Origin of the sequence: Tichowtungia aerotolerans, from assembly GCF_009905215.1 — a bacterium.
Classification (GTDB): Bacteria; Verrucomicrobiota; Kiritimatiellia; order Kiritimatiellales; family Tichowtungiaceae; genus Tichowtungia; species Tichowtungia aerotolerans.
Map to the genome: position 1 here is coordinate 2,063,648 of NZ_CP047593.1, position 17,887 is coordinate 2,081,534.

A 17,887-nucleotide genomic window follows, 5' to 3' on the forward strand; every position below is an offset into this window, starting at 1 on the left:
TCATGAAACAAAAAAGAACTGTCTCACTGAAGACGCTTAATGCGGAAATACAGGCTGAAATTGCAATCGTACTTCTGGCCATTATGCCCGCATTATCGATTTGTTATGTCCTGACTGTTATCAGTAATCCCGGACATCTTGCACCCGGGATGATCTTTCTTATTTTTATCCTGACCCTTGGAGTTGCCTTCTCCGGATTCCTGATTCTGCGAAAATATCCAAAGAACATCATAAAGCTCCGCAATTATTTTACTGAAATTGCCCAGAAAACACCGCCGGAAAATATCCGGTTGGTTCAGGCCGGCGACTCAGATGACATCCGGTACATTGAAGAAAACTTCAACCGAATGCTGGCTGAAATGCGCCACCGCATAGAAAAAACAGAAGAGCAGCTTCAGGTGGAACATGAACTGCGGAAAACCATTGATGATCAGCAGAAAGAATTGCAGGGCATGATCCGAACTCTGGCCGCGGTTTGCCATCACATCGGTCAGCCGGCCACGGTTCTGCAGATGGAAATGCATCTCTTGATGCAAAAGGCAACCGACGACGAAGTGATTCAGCGTATCGCGGAGAGCGCGCAGGAAGTGGATCGAATTTCAACTATTCTTCAAAAACTGCAGCGAAGCAGCACATTTATGAGCACGCCCTTCAGTGGTTCCGAAGATCCGCTCAAAGATTAGTTAGGTGACGCTCCCTTCACGGGTCAATAGAGGGAAACCAATCGCCACAAAAATCTACAAAGATCCGTGCACCAGCCTTTTCGTGCCTTTTTGTGTTTTTCGTGGCCAACTCTAATCTGACCCGGTTTCCCTAGGACGTTTGGAAAAACATCAGTTCATCCATGCGTCGTCATCTTCTTTTGTTTGGAAGAACCCCAACTCAATAAATGCCCATAAACTTCCAATGACCGGAATAAAGTTGATTAAGCACCAAAGCCCAGACTTTCCGCGATCATGCCATCGTCTTACCTGAGTTGTCCAGAGAGGCCAAAAGGATACAAGATAAACAACAACAAACCATGAGCCCGTTTCTTCTGCTCCATTTAATACTGTATCGACTTGTGCTAAAACAAACCAGAGAGCCCAAACACCAATATAAACGCACCACCATTCGCTTCTGGATGCTTCTCCCGTGAAGGTAAATATATTCAAAAAGGGTTTCATCTAGATGTCCTTGTAACGGTAAGGAATCTCGCATGAGTTTTTGGATTCCTTTGATTAAAATCCGGTTGTAGGTGCATCGAGCTGCAATCTACAACTTACTGAAGTCACACAGATATTGTTTTAATTCTTCATTTATTGAGCCTTCTTTTTCATGGGTGAGCATAAAAAAAGACACCACAGTATCTGCTGACACACGAAGCATACCACGAGTCATGTAAACAAACTCATTTGGTTCCGGATCTGGTTTGTTCGTCGTTTCCTCATCAATCAGGATTCCATAGAACCCATATCCTTTTCCTGTCCCAAAATCGAAAGGCTCCAAGGTGATTTCTTTTTTCCCGGCATAGCGAGTAATATCTTTATCCAGTCGCAATAGCATCTTTTCGACAGAGTGCTCGTCAATTTGGTCCCTTTGAAAAAACACTTTTAGTACAAAGCTATTGTCTTTTGGGGAGTAACTGAATGTTGCTGTTTTGTTTTCCTCGTATTTGAGTTGCTTCATGTTCCATCGAGGCGGGGCAGATATTTTGAAGGTGTCATCTTCAGACATTTGAATCTTAAAATTTTCAGCAGAAACGGTGATGCTGAATAGAAGCAGAAGACTTGTAATGGTTTTTTTCATAATTCTATTCCTTCGCGTCAATTCGTGTGAATTCGTGGTTCAACTCCCTAATGCGCCTGCAGCCAGTTGTCTCCGGTTCCGCAGTCGACGATGAGGGGGACGCTCAAGGGCAGGGCCTCCTGCATAAGTTTCTGGATTTCGGGGATTAAATCCTGTTCGTCGTTGTGCAAATCAAACACCAGCTCGTCATGTACTTGTAAGAGAAGCTTGCTTCTTTTGCCGCGCAGCATTTTCTCAATGCGGATCATGGCGATTTTGATGAGGTCGGCAGCGGAGCCCTGGATGGGGGCGTTGATGGCGTAGCGCTCGGCGGCGGAGCGCACGGTGCCGTTGTTTGAGTTGATGTCGCGGATGTGGCGACGGCGTCCGGTGATGGTTTCGACGTAGCCTTTGTCCCTGGCTCCGTCGATGAGGCTGTCCATGAACTGTTTAACCGCCGGGTACTGCGCGAAATAGTTTTCGATGATTTCAGCGGCTTCTTTGCGCGGGATGCGCAGGCGCTGCGAGAGACCGAAGGCGGAGATGCCGTAGATGATGCCGAAGTTGACCATTTTGGAGCGGCGGCGCTGCTCCTTGGTGACCTCTTCGGGCGCGACGCCGAAGACGCGCGCGGCGGTGGCGGTGTGAATGTCCGCGCCGTCGATGAAGGCCTGCTTCATGTGTTCATCGCCGCTGAGGTGCGCCATGATGCGCAGCTCAATCTGCGAGTAGTCGGCGGCCAGCAGCGTGAAGTCATTTGAGGCCGCGACAAAGGCGCGGCGGATTTCCTGTCCCTGTTCGGTGCGCACGGGAATGTTCTGAATATTGGGGTCGCTCGAGGCAAGGCGTCCGGTGGTGGTGACCGCCTGATTGAACGAGGTGTGGATGCGGCCGGTTTTTTCGCAGATGAATCCGGGCAGGGCGTCGACGTAGGTGCTCTTGAGTTTGGTGGCGGCGCGATAGTCGAGGATGGTCGAGACAATTTCGTGATCGCCGGCCAGTTTCTGCAGTTCCTCTTCGTTGGTTTTGTACTGCCCGGTTTTTGTCTTTTTCGGTTTTTCAACCAGGTTCATTTCGTCGAACAGCACTTCGCCGAGCTGCTTGGGAGAGTTGAGGTTGAACTCGTGCCCCGCCAGCTCATAGATGTGTTTTTCGCAGTTTTCAATTTCTCCGGCCAGCCGTCCGGAGATTTCTTCGAGCGCGGCGGTGTCGAGCGCGATGCCGTTGGCTTCCATTTCGACCAGTACCGGAATCAGCGGGCACTCGATGGTGTCGAGGGACTTCCTTAAATGCTGTTTTTCGAGCAGCGGTTCCAGAACGTAACGCAGCTGCAGGGTGACGTCTGCATCTTCGCAGGCGTAGTCGCTCAGTTTGTCGAGCGGCACGTCGGTCATATGGAGCTGTTCTTTTTTCTTCTCCCCGATCAACGTGGTGATTGACACGGGGGCGTACTGCAGAAAACTTCCGGCGAGGCGGTCCAGCCCGTGCCTCTGGTCGGGATCGAGCAGGTAGTGCGCGAGCATGGTGTCGAACAGCGGGCCTTTCACCTCAACACCCGCTTCGCGCAGCATGGCGATGTCGAATTTGAGATTGTGCCCGGTCTTTTCGATTTCCTCGTTTCCAAAGACCGCTTTGAACGGCTCAAGCGCTTTGCGGGTTTCTTCGTCGTCCGGCGGCAGCGTCACATACCACGCTTCGTGAGGCTGGATGGCGAACGACATTCCAATCAGCCGGTCCATACGCGGATCGAGTCCGGTTGTTTCCGTATCAAAACAGAAGCTTGAAGCTTCACCCATTTTTTTTGCTAACGCGGCCCGGTCTTCGGCCGTGCTGACCAAATGGTAGCGATGTTTGACATCGTCGATGGTTTTGTAGACCGGCTCCTCTTTTGCCGGTGCGGCAGGCGTGTTGGCTGCCGCGAAGGCGAACAGGTCGCCCTGGCCACCGGTGTCGGCGGGGGCGGCGTAGCCCGCGCCCGGAGCGGGCGGCGGGGTTTTGCCGAACAGCCGTTTGGAAAAGGCTGTGAATTCAAATTCCGCGAAGAGGGCGGTCAGTTTTTCTTCATCCAATTCGTTGCGGACGAGGCTGTCCGGCGTTTCGTCAATCGGTACGTTGGTGTGAATGGTGACCAGCCGTTTGCAGAGCCGGGCGCGTTCTTTGTTTTCTTCGACCTTCTCCTTCTGCTTGCCCTTCAGCTCGTCGGTATGTTCGAGCAGGTTTTCCAGTGAGCCGTACTGCGCGATCAGCTTTTGCGCCGTTTTGGGGCCGATTCCGGGAATGCCGGGAATATTGTCGGCGGTGTCGCCCGCCATGCCGAGAATATCGATGACCTGATCGACTTTTTCGATGCCCCACTGCTCGAGCACCTGTTCCACGCCGAGCACTTCGGGATCAGCGCCTTTCTTGGCGGGCTTCATCATAAACGTGTGGTCGTCGACGAGCTGGGCGTAGTCCTTGTCCGGCGTGACCATGGTTGTGTCGAATCCTTCCTGTTCGGCGCGGCGGGCGAGGGTGCCGATGATGTCGTCAGCTTCATAACCCTGTTTGGTCAGTACGGGGATATTGAACGCTTCAAGAAATTCCCTGATTGCCGGGACGGCGGCGCGGATTTCCTCCGGCGTCTCTTCGCGCTGAGCTTTGTACTCCGGATACTCGTCGTGGCGAAAGGTTGGACCGGAGACGTCGAAAGCCACTGCGATATGAGTTGGTTCATGTTTCTCGATGATTTCCAGCAGGGCATTCAGAAATCCAAAAACCGCCGAAACATTGCGTCCTTTGGAGTTGATCATCGGGTTGCGCATGAAGGCGAAGTAGGAGCGGTACACCAGCGCCATCCCGTCGAGAAGAAAAAGTTTTTTAGCCATACGCGGCAGACTACAGGAAAACTGTTAACCGCGAAAGAACGCAACGTCCTGTATGTCAGATGCTGACAGATCCCGTTATTTTCCAAAGATTGGAAAAAATCATCCAATCAGTTTCTGGCCGAGCATGCCGACGATGAAGCCTAGGACGGCTCCGAGCGGCGGCAGCCAGTGGTGGCGGTATTTGGCCTGCGGGGCGATGTCCTGGAAGATGAGATAGAGAATACCGCCTGCGGCAAAGACCATGATGCCGGCGGTGACGGGCAGTTTTTCCCGCAGAAAGAAGTAGCCGAGCAGGGCGGCGGCGGGACCGAGAAAGCTGATCAAAAACATCTGCCAGAGGATCATGGCAGTGCGACCGGTGTTTTCCTTGAGTTCGCGGTAGGCGTTGAAGCCTTCGGGAAGGTTCTGTGCGCCGATGAACAGGGCCAGCAGAATACCCAGCCGGTGATCGTGCGCGAACACGGCACCGAGCGCGATGGCTTCGGGAATAAAGTCCGACAGCATGGCGGTGAATTGAGCCTTGGAGCCTCCGGAGCGGCTGAGCAGAATATCCAGCAGGCAGAAGGCCGCTCCGCCGAGTCCGAACAGCAGGCCGAGCATGGGGGCAGAGAGCGTTTCAATGCCGTGCGGAACCAGTGCGAAGGCGACCGCCGCCACGAGGATGCCGCCGCCGAAGGCGACAATGCCGCGAAACAGTTCTTTTTTTCGGACGCCTTCCGGGATCCGTTCAACGCGGGCAATGACCGCCCCGATAAAAGAAGCAAATCCGGCGACCCATGAATACAGCATGATGTCGATAATCTGGTTCATGCCGGAAGTTTAGCGGTTTTTCCAAATCTTGGAAACATTTCTTCTCTGAGTGTGGAAAACCCATGCTGCGGAAGCGGTTCAGCAGAACATGTTGGCGAGCAATCCGGAGCCCATGGTCTGGAGGTCTTCCATTTTCTGTGTGGCATCGAGCAGGTCGGAGAGAGAGAGCAGTTCTTCGGTGAGCATGAGGCGCACGAGTGTCTGGTGTTCCTCCGCAGCATTGATGTGCAGCTTGTTGCCGTCTTCAATCATCACGAACATGATGTCGTCTTTGCGGACCTGATAGGTGAGCTGTTCGGTATGCAGGCGGTTGACGTAGAATTCTTCGTTGCGCAGGGCGCGTACAAAGCGGCCGAGCAGAAATTCGGTGATGTCATGAGTCGGAAACTCGAGATCGATGGAATCGACATCTTCTGAGCTGCCGGCCATTTCCTTGCGCAGGCCGGATTCTCCGTTGAAGGATTTTACGAGCAGCGGCGGGGCGAGCATGGTGGTGACGACGGTCATCATGATGGCGACGCCGAAAGTTCCCTGATCGATGATTCCGGCAGCCAGTCCGATCCCGGCGACGATGAGGGCGACTTCGCCGCGCGGCAGCATGCCGAGGCCGATGCGCAGAGCGCCGCGCATGTTAAAACGCATGGCCCAGGCGGGCAGTCCGCACCCGGCGACTTTTGAGACGACCGCCAGCAGGGAGTAGACGGCTCCGAACAGCAGAACCGGCTTCATGGCCGCGAAGTCGACCATCATGCCCATGACGCAGAAGAAGATGGGAACGAGAATGTTATTAACGCCTTCGAGATGTTCTTCGATTTCGTGAGCCAGATCGGTACGGGAGAGCGCAAGGCCCATGATATAGGCGCCGATGATCATGGCGAGGCCGGCCATCTCGGCGAGGCCGGCCAGCAGCATGGCCAGACCAAAACAGATGGCCACCATGATTTCCTTGGATTTAAACTGCTTGATGGCGGCGGTGATTTTCCGGGCAAAGGCCAGTCCGAGGGCCGTGACGAGCACAAAGAACCCAATGGCTTTGGCGGCGATGATGCCGATCTCGCCCCAGTTGACGGACCCGCCGCTCATGCTGACTTTTGCCATTCCCATGACAATGGCGAGCGCAACAATGCCGAAGACATCGTCGAATACTGCGCCAGCCAGTATCGTAACGCCCTCCGGTGAGGCCATTTTCCGCTTTTCAGCCAGGATTCGGGCGGTGATGCCGACGGAGGTGGCGACCGAAATGACGCCGAGGAAGAGGGCGGCAGGATCCATGAAGTTATGAATGCCGTTACCCGGCCACAGGACTGCGGTGAGATCGCCAATGACAAAGGCGGTGAGCAGTCCTCCAAGGCCGACCACGGAACCGACCACGGAGTAGCGCAGGAAGGCGGCGATGTCGGTTTCAAGTCCGGCCAGAAAGAGCAGGATAATGGAAGCGAGGGTGGCGATCCCGTAGAGTTCGGCGGAGGCGGCGAAACCGGCGTGTTCGGTGAAGACCGGACCAAAGTCGGGCAGAACGATTTTTGAACCGAGAGCGTAAGGGCCGATGAGCATGCCGGAGGCGAGCTCTCCGAGTACGGAGGGCATCTTCAGGAAACGCTGGGAGAGATAGCCACCGACTTTGGCCACGATAATAATGATGGCGAGCTGAATGATCAGGAGCATCATCATGTGTGTGATGCCCTGACCGGATCCCTCCGCGGTGTGAGCGACGGCTTCTGCGGCCTGATGAACGGTGTGCAGTACGACGTTGGTGGTGTCCATGGTGTGAGGCTCCTAGGCAGTCAGAATGTTGAATATTTCATCAACGGTCCTGGCCTTTGTCAGTTGTTCCCGCAACTGCGGATCCCCGAGCAGTTTGCTGATTTCTGCAAGGAACTGGATATGCGGGCCGGTGCGGTTTGCTGGGGACAGGGTCAGGATAAAGATGGAGCTGGGCTGTCCGTCCAATGCATCAAAGTCGATTCCTTCGGGTTTGATTGCAATGACGGCTTCCAGATGGTCGACGGAATCGGTTTTGCCATGCGGGATGGCAATGCCGTTCTGCATGCCGGTGGACATCTTCTGTTCGCGTGTCAGCACTGCTTTTAAAGCGGTTTCTCGGTCTTTTATTTTTCCGGATTGTTCTAAAAGATCGATAATTTCTTCAATTACAGCCGGTTTGGTCTCCGCTTTTAAATGCGGAAGAATTAAATCCTTGGTTAGTACCTTTTTAAGGTTCATGAACGTTCTCTCCCCTAAAAATGAAACCATGCATTCTGATGCCCTGCCGGAATCGGTCAATTAAAAACCCGATAAAAAACACCGGTCGATTTCACGAATCGCCTGCTATACTTAATTATTATCGCATTTCACCTTGCGCTGCTTTTTTAATTGGAGTAACAATCACCCCATGAATTGGGGCCTTTCGAAGAGGCCGTAGTAATTAGAAACAACTGCAATAGGAGAATCCAGTTATGGCAAAAGCAGCAACCAAGTCACAGATCATCGCTCAAATCGCTGAAGATGCAGAGATCAGCAAAGTACAGGCGAAAGCTGCGGTCGAGTCCCTCGTCGCTCAGGCATACAAAGGTGCCAAAGACGGTTTTACGATCCCGGGTGTTGGTAAACTGGTTAAAGTGAAACGCAAAGCTCGCATGGGCCGCAATCCTGCTACTGGCGAAACGATCAAAATTCCTGCAAAAACGGTTCTCAAGTTCCGTATTGCTAAAGCCGCTAAAGACGCGATTCTCGGCTAATCGTTTCTGTGAAAACAACCGTTTCTTCGGAAACGGTTGTTTTTTTCAGTTGAATTAATCCGGATATCCGGATAGACAGATATTTATGAATATTGCTCAACAACTCAACGCCTCCGCTCGACCGCTGATTTCTGTGGAGTTCTTTCCTCCGAAGACCGGGACAGGACTGGCCGGGTTTGATTTGGCCGCTCAGGAGCTGACCGGCCTGAATCCGGATTTTGTTTCAGTGACCTGTGGAGCAGGGGGCTCTGCCGCGGGCCCGACTCTGGATATCTGCCGTCAGCTGGATGGACTTGGTTACAAATCGGTGGTTCCGCACTGTACCTGTGTTGGAATGTCCCGGGCCGACCTGGAACAAACCTCGGATGCCATTGTTGCGCAGGGCCTTACTCACATTATGGCGCTGCGCGGGGATCCGCCGAAAGGTCAGACTCATTTTACGCCGGCCGCGGATGGATTCCGGTATGCGTCGGAACTGGTTGCTTTTTTGAAGGAGCGGCATCCCGGCCTGTGCCTTGGCGTAGCCGGCTATCCGGAAAAGCACCCGGAAGCGCCCAGCATTGAGGAAGATATTCGTCACCTGAAAGAAAAGGTGGATGCCGGAGCCGATTTTATTACCACGCAGCTTTTTTTAGACAACGATGTGTATTTTGATTTTGTCGCCCGCTGCCGGGCGGAAGGGATTACCATTCCGATTCTGCCCGGCCTGCTTCCGGTGACTTCGCTGGAGCAGATCAACCGGATGCGCGCATTCTGTGATTTCCATGTTCCGGAAAAGCTGAAACACGACCTGGACGCAGCGCAGGATCGGCCGGCCAAAGCGGAGCGGATCGGCCTGTACTGGGCAATTGAACAGATTTCGGAATTGATTGAAGGCGGTGCGCCGGGCATACATCTTTATTTGCTGAATAAGTCCCGGACGGCTTTTTATCCGGAACTGTTCGCCTGCCTTTCCCGTGTGCGCGGGCAGTAAACCCGAATAGTAGGATCAGAAAAACGATGAGCGATAAAAACTGGAAACTGGAAACAAACGCCGTACAGGCAGGCTGGGAGCCCAAAAACGGGGAGCCGCGCGTTCTGCCGATTTATCAGAGTACAACCTATAAATATGACACCGCCCACGCAGTGGCCCAGCTGTTCGATCTCGAAGCAGAGGGGCACATGTATTCGCGAATCAGCAATCCGACGGTAGAGGCCTTCGAGAAAAAAATGGCGGCGCTCGAGGGCGGCGTCGCTGCGGTGGGAACTTCCGCCGGACAGACCGCGTCCATGATTTCCATTACCAATATCTGTTCCGCAGGCGAGCATTTTATTGCCGCCGGAAAACTGTATGGCGGCACCGTGGCTCTGTTCACGAACACGCTCAAAAAAATGGGCATCGAAGTGACACTGGTCAACCAGGAGCTGCCGCTCGAGGAGCTCAAGACGTATTTTAAACCCAACACTAAAGGTATTTTTGCAGAGACGATTGCCAATCCGGCAATGGATATTCTGGATTTCGATAAGTTCTCTGCGCTGGCCAAAGAGATGGGCGTCCCGCTTATCGTCGACAATACCTTTGCTACGCCATATCTGTGCCGTCCGCTGGAGCTGGGCGCAAACATTGTTGTGCATTCTTCGACCAAATACATCGACGGGCACGCGACCAGTGTTGGAGGCGTCATCATCGACGGTGGAAATTTTGACTGGGCCAACGGTAAATATCCTGAAATGACCGAGCCCGACCCGAGCTATCATGGCGTGGTTTACACCGAGCAGTTCGGAGACGCCGCCTATGCGGTGAAAGCGCGGGTCCAGTGGATTCGCGATGTCGGCTCCTACATGAGTCCTATGAACGCGTTCCTGTCAAATCTCGGTCTCGAAACACTTCACGTCCGCATGCCGCGCCACTGTGAAAACGCGCAGAAGCTGGCTGAATTCCTGAGCGCCCATCCGAAAGTCGGCTGGGTCAACTATCCGGGTCTGTCTGATCATCCGCATCATGACCGGGCACAGAAATATCTGCGCGACGGCGGTTGCAGCGGTGTACTCACCTTTGGGGTCAAAGGCGGAGCCGCCGAAGGCGAGAAAGTCATGAATTCGCTCAGGCTTGCTGCGATTGTGGTGCATGTGGCCGATGTGCGCACCGGAGTCCTGCACCCGGCGAGCATGACGCATCGCCAGCTGACGGCCGAAGAACAGATTGCCGCCGGCGTTACTCCGGACCTCATTCGCGTGACCGTTGGAATTGAAAACATCGACGATATCATCGCTGATTTTGATCAGGCTCTTCAGCAGATCTGATCAGCCGAAAAAAGTTCCAGACCCTGGACAAAAAGAACCGGCTGTTTTCCAATTTCTGGAAGCTGCCGGTTCTTCTGTTTCCGTCGTTCGATTTGAATCAGGGTTTCTCAACCCTGACTTTGAAGAATGCCTGATCGATTGTATTGGTTTCATAGAGAACCATTTCTTCGTCTTCGCCTGTCATTTCATAGATCAGGTTGCTCCAGATTCCGTCAACCAGATTGGTGGTAAAGCTCAGGGTATAGGTTCGGGCGTAATACGCCGGGAAACTCAGCCCGGGCATTCCGCCGTTATACAGTGTTGTAATCCGGAATACGGATTCCTCATCGTCGGGATTGGTCAGAGCGATATATTCATCGTAGTTGCTGCTGCCGTCACCATCATCATCCGCCAGCGGGTTGGCGTTGGTCGGTCCGCCGAAGTACTGCTCTTCCCAGTAGGCGGGAATGCCGTCGAGGTCGTCGTCGGAGACATCCATCTGCACAAAGGTATTGGTCATTAAGACCGGCGCGGCTCCGGGGACATTTTTGTTATAGTCCCAAAGCTGCCAGATGGTGTTTCCCCATGCGGCGAGGCCGGAGAACCAGGGATCGGACTGGGCAATGTAGGCAGGATCTCCGCCGGCGCCCGTGCCGGAGAGTGTACCGCCGGTTCCGTTGATTTCGTCGCGCAGGAATTCAATAAATTCGCGGCTGGTGGTCTGGTAGTACAGCCCGGCCGTGATGCGTTCGGTTCCGAACGGCAGTTCGACGGACACTTCATCGTATCCGCCTTCATACTCTGCCTGAGTATAGAAGTTGCTGACGGAATAGAAACCGGTATCGGAACGGCCGTGCCAGACCGGCTCGCAGAGTCGGGCCGCCGCGTTTGTGATGTCGAAACCCTGCGGCAGAATCCGATTGTCTTTATAGCGGTGAGTGGCCAGTGCCATATGGAACGATTCATCGACCCCCAGAATTGTGCTCGCCTGATGAACCTCGTAGACGAGTTCGTCGCGATACTCTTCCCACGGATTCAGCTCGGGGCTGTTGGGAGAGTAACCCTCATCAAGTCCTTTCAGTGTGCCGACGGTGTAGTCGTAAGGGTTGATTTCGTAGATCACATCATTGCCCACATAGGCCTTGATGTTCAGGAACATGCGGCGGCCTTCCGGGTAGCCGGAGATCAGTTTGTGCCCCGTATGGTTTTGGAGGCGCAGCGTAAACGTCCGGTTGGAAATCGAGTAGGTCTCGTGAATCATGGAAATGGATTCCTGAAGCATTTGTCCCGAACGGTTGACGGTTTCAAGCAGGATGACCGGATCAAGCGGTGTGCCCTGCGAGAAATCGAGGGTCAGGATTTCCGGCCCCTGACCCAGCAGTGCCTCATTGGTGGGGCTGTAATTGAGCGAGGTGGGAACCGTGCTTGCCAGAATGTACGGAACCCAAAGGTTGCCGCCTATCATTCGATGCTGCGGAACCCCGCTGAGAGGGTGCGCGACCGATTCGCCGGGGCGAACAACGCCTCCTTTTGCCGCGGCGGCTCCATCAATGTCGCGAAAGTGGCAGTCCTGGCAGGTGGCAATTTCGTTGCCGGCGTGCGAGGTGCTGAACACATCCGGCGCGTACGGTCCGGTGCCGGTCATGCCGCCGATACGTCCGTAGCCTGAAAGCATAAACTCGGAGAACGTGCGTTCGACATGTGCATAGCTGTAGGCTGGTTGCGTTTCTGAGGGCAGCGGCGCGTTGGTGTCAGCTCCGTAGTTGACCAGCGCCGGATTGGAAATGTCGTGGCAGGTTCCGCACATATATTTGCTTTTATGGTATCGGCTGTAGAGCATGTCGTGCTTGGCGTTGGCATCTGCGAACGGGGCGCGCTTTCCGTCGGAAATTCCCGTTGTGTGGGTAACCAGAAACATGTGGCCGCCGCCGTTTTCAGTGTAGCCGCCGGCGAGCGGAATGTTGTTCGAGAAAAAACCGGTTCCGTTGAAAAAGGTGATGGCCGCCGCCGCTTCGGCGTCTGCGCTTCGGGTGGCATCGATGGTGCTCTGGAGGTCGATGGCTTCATCCCAGTAGTTGGTCCAGTCGTTTCCTTCGCGCGTTCCGCCATAAGTGGACTGATAAAACGGATCGTAGAGGTAGTGGCAGATTTTACAGCTGACTCCATCATAATCTTCGCCGCGCATCTCTGCGCAGTTGACCGGATCGGACCGGCCGTCCAGCCAGCCCTGCGGAAAGTGGCAGCGCACACAGATATCGGCGGCGTTGGGGGTGCCCAGCGCATAGACCGCGTCCTGTGCCGCAACGGTCAGTCCGGCCCAGAAGAGGGGGTCGCGAGAGGCCTGTGCCATCATCGAGCCCTTCCATTGCTCCATTTCATATTGTCCGCCCGCATGACAGCTCAGGCACTGTTTGTCGGATTCGAGACCAACGACCTGTCCGGGCTGGGTGCCGGGCATCCGCACGACGGGGTCGTCAGTAACCGGCAGAGGCGTCCATGCTGATGCCGAGAAAAACAGAAGAAAAATGATTATCCATCCTGTAAGGAAAAGTTTTTTCATGAACACCCCCGCAATTAGCTGAAGTATATAAAAATTTGATTCAGCCATAAAGACGTATTTGTGTTTGATTCGATCTTAGCCGGTGAGAGGGATTCGGTAAAATTGCTGCTTCAGATCGGCGGGATTTTCAGTAGGGGTTCCGCGTCGTTTGGGATGGTGTAGGCCAGATATTTCGCCCGGTCGCGATTTTCAAGGATTGGAAAATCGCCCATTCCCTGTCGTCGGCGAAGCTCCATGCATAGGAGATTTATTCTGAACATTCGCGGTTGGCCCGGGTGTGAAGGTGCGTGCCCGCGTTTACCTGTTTTTCACATGTACGTCTTTGAAAAGTACGGGATTTTTACTGGTGCGGAGCGGCTCACCGCTTGCGGTTGTGACGTTTTTAAGGATGACTTCGCGTGTTTTGATGTAGGGATGTTTTTCCTCGGTTCCAGTCTTGCTCACGCGAGGATTGAAGTCTGCAAAAATTGTTGGGCCGTCGTACTTCTTCGGGTGACGGGAATCATCAATGTGCAGGGTGTCAATGACGATTCGCTCCGGCATATAGCAGGTGTATCCGAAGTTATGCTGCCCGTCATTCCTGCCGCCGATCAGGCTGGCGTTGACGGCTCTGCCGCCTGCCGGTACAAACACGCAGTCGCGAATGATGATGTCTCCCTGCCACGTACTTCCGTAGTCGCTGCGCAGGTTGATGAATGTTTTGCCGTAAACGGTTGTATTCTCCACAAGGAATGTTCCGCTGCCGATGGCGTTGATGCCCATGTGGCCCAGCGTTGAATTCCGGATTGTCGCATTGGCCACACCCATGTGGGCATCGAACCGCGACAGGCTGCAGTGCTCGAGCCGGAGGTTTTTACTGTAGTTCGATGCCATGATTCCCCAATACTTGCGATCCTTAATATCATTGAACTGGCTGCAGTTCTCAAACGTCACGTTCAGGCCGCGATTGACGTGAATATCATAGCTTCCCATGGACACGGGTTTGCCCGCGCTGCCGATGGTCCGATACGTCTTGTGCCCGCTCAGTATCGTATTCTGAATCTTCACATTGGCGCAGTTGCCGATGTTGATGAAACCGGCGTAAGGGGCTCCATGATCTTTTTCGCCGATGATGCGGTGCTCAAGGCCGTCGACAACTACATTGGAACGCCGGATCGCGATTCCCCGGGAGTAATACGTATATTTCGACTCTGCTTGATTGGCGATGGTGGTGAAGCGGCCGCCGGTGATTGTCAAGGGCGCCGCATCCATCGGATACGCAGAAAGATCGGAGATTTGATCAAAGTCCCATGCAATCGGGGTGTTTGCATCGATATAACCGTTTTTGTTGACGGCAAACACTTCGGTCTGCGATTTGCCGCTGTTTTGGTTCAGCCCCCGGCGGATGAACTGTTTGACGCTGGAGTCCGTTACATGAATGAAGCAGTTTTGAGGCAGGCTCGCTTCGATCCTTCGTTGCCCTCGTTTGAGGGCAGTGACCCCCTGCAGGTTGACCGGCTCCAGCATGGAGCGGATCTCAAAGATATGAGCGTAGCGCTTTTCAACGTTGGTATCGTCGATGATGAATTTGGCCGCACCAAAGTCGGTGTCGGTCTGAATGATTACCGTGTTGTTCTGCCCCCCGATATAATACGTTGCGTCATCGTTCGCTTTGACGTGTACCCCGTGCTGATTGGCAAATGCATGTGCTTTAGCAATCGCCGCAATGTCATCTGTTTTGCCGTCTCCCTGAGCCCCGAAATCCTCATAGTGAACAACATGCCTGTCTCCCTCGTTTTCACGGGTCAGGTCTGTCCCGGAAAAAACGCACGGGCTGTGCCAGGCACAGGCCAGAGTCGCGATCACAATAACGTCAAATGTCTTTATCATCGATTTTCCGTAAGCTGATATAAGCCCTTGTTTGAATCGGAAAAATCTACCCGGTAAATATTTTATTGTCAAATTTGGCCGAAAAGCCGCCGGGAACGATTCGTCGATACTTCGGCCATGCCAGAGCCTGTTTTTTTCAAAAGCAATAACTGGTAAAAACTGGAAAAAAGAGGATAAATGGCGGGATGAAAGTTACAGCACTTCTACTGATTTTGACGGCAATGCTCATGGGCGGGTGTTCAACGCCTACATATGAAGACGGTACGCCTCGTGAATATTCTGATATGCCGTGGAGTACTCCGGCCACGTGGGAAGGTTCCGTCGGTATTCCCGGTATGAGCGGATATGAGTAAGGGATGAGGATGAGAGGCACGAGGCAGTAAAGATCTGTTGCCTCGTGCCTTCCGCCTAACCTTGCAGAATGCGCAGCATTCGGCGCAGTGGTTCGGCCGCGCCCCACAGCAGCTGGTCGCCGACCGTGAAGGCGCTCAAATATTCCGGGCCCATTTTCATTTTGCGGATGCGTCCGACCGGAACGGTCAGTGTTCCGGAAATGGCAGCCGGAGTCAGGCGCGCGAGCGAATCCTCTTTATTGTTGTCAACCACATCGACCCATTCGTTGTCGTTGCGCAGGATGTCCATGATTTCTTCCACGGCGACATCTTTGGTCAGTTTGATGGTCAGCGCCTGGGAGTGGGAACGCATTGCGCCGATGCGTACGCAGATTCCGTCGATCGGAACCGCCGGATCGTTTTTCAGAATCTTGTTGGTCTCAACGCAGCCCTTCCATTCTTCCTTGGTCTGACCGTCGTCGACGGCTTTGTCGATCCACGGAATCAGCGAGCCGGCCAGCGGTGCGCCGAAGCGTTCGGTTGGGAAGTCCTCGGCACTGAACTGAGCGGTTACTTTGCGGTCGATTTCGAGAATAGCGGAGGAGGGGGTCGCCAGCTCATTGGCCACGCAGCCGTTGAGTGAGCCCATCTGGCAAAGCAGCTCGCGCATATTCTGTGCACCCGCGCCGGAGGCCGCCTGATAGGTCATGGAGGAAACCCATTCGACAAGGCCTGCTTTAAACAGACCGCCGATAGCCATCAGCATCAGGCTGACGGTGCAGTTCCCGCCGATAAAATCTTTTTTGCCGTCGGCCAGTGCTTTTTCGATGACCGGGCTGTTGACCGGGTCGAGCACGATGACTGCCTGTTCGGCCATGCGCAGGGTGGAGGCTGCGTCGATCCAGTAGCCGTTCCAGCCGCTGTCGCGCAGCTTGCCGTGCACTTCGGTGGTGTAGTCGCCGCCCTGGCAGGTGACGATTGCATCCATCCTGCTGAGTTCGTCCACATTAAATGCATCCAGCAGTACCGATTCGCCTTTTCCGACGTTCGGTGCGGCCTGGCCGGCCTGTGAGGTGGTGAAGAATACCGGGTTGATATGTTCAAAATCATTTTCTGCCCGCATGCGTTCCATCAGAACGGAACCCACCATGCCTCGCCATCCAATAAATCCAACTGTCATCATTTCATTTCCCTCCGGAAAGATTTTCAAAAGGCGGGAACGGTATTTGATTTAAAAATGAAACACAAGCCGCTATTGTGATCCGAATGTTTAAGATATTTCCCTTTTTAGCTGAGATGGCTCCGCAGGGCGGCATGTTCTGGGACTACAGTCGGCCCCCTCATGGTGCGGTTCTTGCGGGACTGTTTTTTCTGCTGATCCTGACCATCGGGGTTGTGCTGGATTTCGGATTGGTCGTCTATTTCATGAAACGGCCGCCCCGTTTGAAGGACTGGAGCGAAACACTCCGAAAGCGCGCCATGCCGGGCAAGCTGATCCTGATTCTTGTGCTGACGCTGATCGCAATGTATGTAGCCTGTTCTCTGTCGTACAGCGCTCTTTTCCCTTCTGTTTACGAGCCGGAACCGGTAACCCTTATTTTCCAGGGCCTGTTTTTCAACCTGCCCGCGGCAATCATCATTGCCGGAATTTTTATTCACCGCCGGATTTCGCGTCGCGAGCAGGATGCGGTCAGTTGGCGGCGTACTCCGGCCATGATCGGGCTTTCTGTCCTGTTCTATCTGGCGGCCATCCCGCTCCTCTGGTTCTACAGCATGCTTTACCAGGTGTTTCTCTATCAGCTCGGATACGATTTCTACCTGCAGGATGTCGCACAGATTTTCCTGGCGCCCGCAACGCCGCTCGTGCGCGCAGCGATGTTTTGCACCGCCATCATTCTAGCACCGCTCTTTGAAGAATTTCTGTTCCGCGGCATCCTGCTGCCGTGGGCGGTCCGCCGCGCCGGTTTCTGGCCGGGCATTATCGTGACTTCGCTGATTTTTTCCGGAATGCATTTCCACCTGCCGTCTTTTTTACCGCTGTTTCTGCTTTCGGCATTCTTCAGTGTTGTCTATGCCCGAACCCGTTCCCTGCTGGTGCCGATCGGGATGCATGCCTGTTTCAATGCGGTGACCGTTGTTCTGCTTTTGCTCACCGGTGGTTGACAGGCAACTCCCTTTACAGACGGTTGTTTATGATTGATCGGTCCGCTGTTGCGCCGTTGTACTCTTCATCTGTAACCGGCCCAAACCACTCGGCGGGGCCCAGATGTACCTGGGTGCTCATGCCGATGTGAACGAATTCGCTGTCCGGGGCGGCTCCATGCCAGTGGTTGACATTCGGTGGAATTGCGACAACGTCGCCTTTCCCGAGCTGTCGTGCCGGGTGTCCTTTTTCCTGGTAGCAGCCCCGGCCTTCCGTGCAGAGCAGGATCTGGCCGCCGGGATGAGAGTGCCAATAGGTTCGGGCGGAGGGCTCAAAGGTGACGTTGTACACCTGCGTATCGAAGGCTTGGTCTTCATCTGTGTGCAGCATGTTGACCCACGCCGTATTGCTGAAGAATTCTTTGGGTCCTGGGTCGCCTTTGGCGAAGACAGCTTTGTTGTTCATTGTGTGTTCTCCTTTCAGATTGCTGCATGAGCAGAGAGTGATCATGAGTGTGGACAGCATGCCTGCATGGATCAGTG

At 54.0% G+C, this 17,887-nt stretch carries 16 protein-coding genes; 6 read left to right on the forward strand and 10 right to left on the reverse strand.

The features are described 5' to 3' along the window. The first annotated feature begins 2 nt into the window (after positions 1 to 2). Positions 3 to 683 carry a sensor histidine kinase gene (locus GT409_RS08405; RefSeq protein ID WP_160628656.1) on the forward strand — a complete coding sequence of 227 codons (681 nt, stop codon included), beginning with the start codon at positions 3 to 5 and terminating at the stop codon, positions 681 to 683. A 150-nt stretch (positions 684 to 833) separates the two neighbouring features. On the opposite strand, the gene GT409_RS08410 is transcribed toward GT409_RS08405, so the two are convergent. From GT409_RS08410 to GT409_RS08435, 6 genes are all read right to left on the reverse strand, one after another. After that, positions 834 to 1,166, reverse strand: coding sequence for a DUF805 domain-containing protein (locus GT409_RS08410; protein WP_160628657.1), 333 nt, complete (start codon positions 1,164 to 1,166; stop codon positions 834 to 836). Positions 1,167 to 1,254: 88 nt separating this feature from the next. After that, positions 1,255 to 1,788: a hypothetical protein gene (locus GT409_RS08415; RefSeq protein WP_160628658.1), complete on the reverse strand. Its 534-nt coding sequence runs from the start codon at positions 1,786 to 1,788 to the stop codon at positions 1,255 to 1,257. 47 nt (positions 1,789 to 1,835) lie between these two features. Continuing rightward, positions 1,836 to 4,631, reverse strand: coding sequence for a DNA polymerase I (gene polA, locus GT409_RS08420; RefSeq protein ID WP_160628659.1), 2,796 nt, complete (start codon positions 4,629 to 4,631; stop codon positions 1,836 to 1,838). A gap of 99 nt (positions 4,632 to 4,730) precedes the next feature. Then, positions 4,731 to 5,441 (reverse strand): ZIP family metal transporter, encoded by a 711-nt coding sequence (locus tag GT409_RS08425; RefSeq protein ID WP_160628660.1) that lies wholly within the window; start codon positions 5,439 to 5,441, stop codon positions 4,731 to 4,733. Between the two features lie 78 nt (positions 5,442 to 5,519). Beyond that, positions 5,520 to 7,205 (reverse strand): cation:proton antiporter, encoded by a 1,686-nt coding sequence (locus GT409_RS08430; RefSeq protein WP_160628661.1) that lies wholly within the window; start codon positions 7,203 to 7,205, stop codon positions 5,520 to 5,522. 12 nt (positions 7,206 to 7,217) lie between these two features. Beyond that, a complete protein-coding gene (locus tag GT409_RS08435) occupies positions 7,218 to 7,664 on the reverse strand; it encodes a PTS sugar transporter subunit IIA (RefSeq protein WP_160628662.1) in 447 nt (148 codons plus the stop codon). A 233-nt stretch (positions 7,665 to 7,897) separates the two neighbouring features. Here GT409_RS08435 and GT409_RS08440 point away from each other — a divergent pair, with 233 nt between their 5' ends. From GT409_RS08440 to GT409_RS08450, 3 genes are all read left to right on the forward strand, one after another. Beyond that, positions 7,898 to 8,179: an HU family DNA-binding protein gene (locus GT409_RS08440; RefSeq protein ID WP_160628663.1), complete on the forward strand. Its 282-nt coding sequence runs from the start codon at positions 7,898 to 7,900 to the stop codon at positions 8,177 to 8,179. Between the two features lie 85 nt (positions 8,180 to 8,264). Next, on the forward strand, positions 8,265 to 9,152 hold the full coding sequence (metF, locus tag GT409_RS08445) for a methylenetetrahydrofolate reductase [NAD(P)H] (RefSeq protein WP_160628664.1): 888 nt from the start codon (positions 8,265 to 8,267) through the stop codon (positions 9,150 to 9,152). A gap of 26 nt (positions 9,153 to 9,178) precedes the next feature. After that, a complete protein-coding gene (locus GT409_RS08450) occupies positions 9,179 to 10,462 on the forward strand; it encodes an O-acetylhomoserine aminocarboxypropyltransferase/cysteine synthase family protein (RefSeq protein WP_160628665.1) in 1,284 nt (427 codons plus the stop codon). Positions 10,463 to 10,559: 97 nt separating this feature from the next. Here the strand turns inward: GT409_RS08450 and GT409_RS08455 are convergent, their stop codons facing one another. Both GT409_RS08455 and GT409_RS08460 read right to left on the reverse strand, forming a co-directional pair. Then, on the reverse strand, positions 10,560 to 13,001 hold the full coding sequence (locus GT409_RS08455; RefSeq protein ID WP_160628666.1) for a multiheme c-type cytochrome: 2,442 nt from the start codon (positions 12,999 to 13,001) through the stop codon (positions 10,560 to 10,562). 297 nt (positions 13,002 to 13,298) lie between these two features. After that, positions 13,299 to 14,870, reverse strand: a complete 1,572-nt coding sequence (locus GT409_RS08460; RefSeq protein ID WP_160628667.1) for a hypothetical protein — start codon at positions 14,868 to 14,870, stop codon at positions 13,299 to 13,301. 185 nt (positions 14,871 to 15,055) lie between these two features. Between GT409_RS08460 and GT409_RS08465 the strand changes: the two genes are divergently transcribed. Further along, entirely contained in the window at positions 15,056 to 15,223 is a 168-nt protein-coding gene (locus GT409_RS08465; RefSeq protein ID WP_160628668.1) for a hypothetical protein, read from the forward strand. A gap of 55 nt (positions 15,224 to 15,278) precedes the next feature. Here GT409_RS08465 and asd read toward each other — a convergent pair whose 3' ends face one another. Further along, the gene (gene asd / locus GT409_RS08470) at positions 15,279 to 16,385 is read right to left on the reverse strand and encodes an aspartate-semialdehyde dehydrogenase (RefSeq protein WP_160628669.1); all 1,107 of its coding nucleotides are present in this window, start codon (positions 16,383 to 16,385) and stop codon (positions 15,279 to 15,281) included. A gap of 83 nt (positions 16,386 to 16,468) precedes the next feature. Between asd and GT409_RS08475 the strand changes: the two genes are divergently transcribed. After that, on the forward strand, positions 16,469 to 17,365 hold the full coding sequence (locus tag GT409_RS08475) for a CPBP family intramembrane glutamic endopeptidase (protein WP_160628670.1): 897 nt from the start codon (positions 16,469 to 16,471) through the stop codon (positions 17,363 to 17,365). Between the two features lie 13 nt (positions 17,366 to 17,378). Here the strand turns inward: GT409_RS08475 and GT409_RS08480 are convergent, their stop codons facing one another. Next, entirely contained in the window at positions 17,379 to 17,810 is a 432-nt protein-coding gene (locus GT409_RS08480) for a cupin domain-containing protein (protein ID WP_160630079.1), read from the reverse strand. Positions 17,811 to 17,887 lie beyond the last annotated feature (77 nt).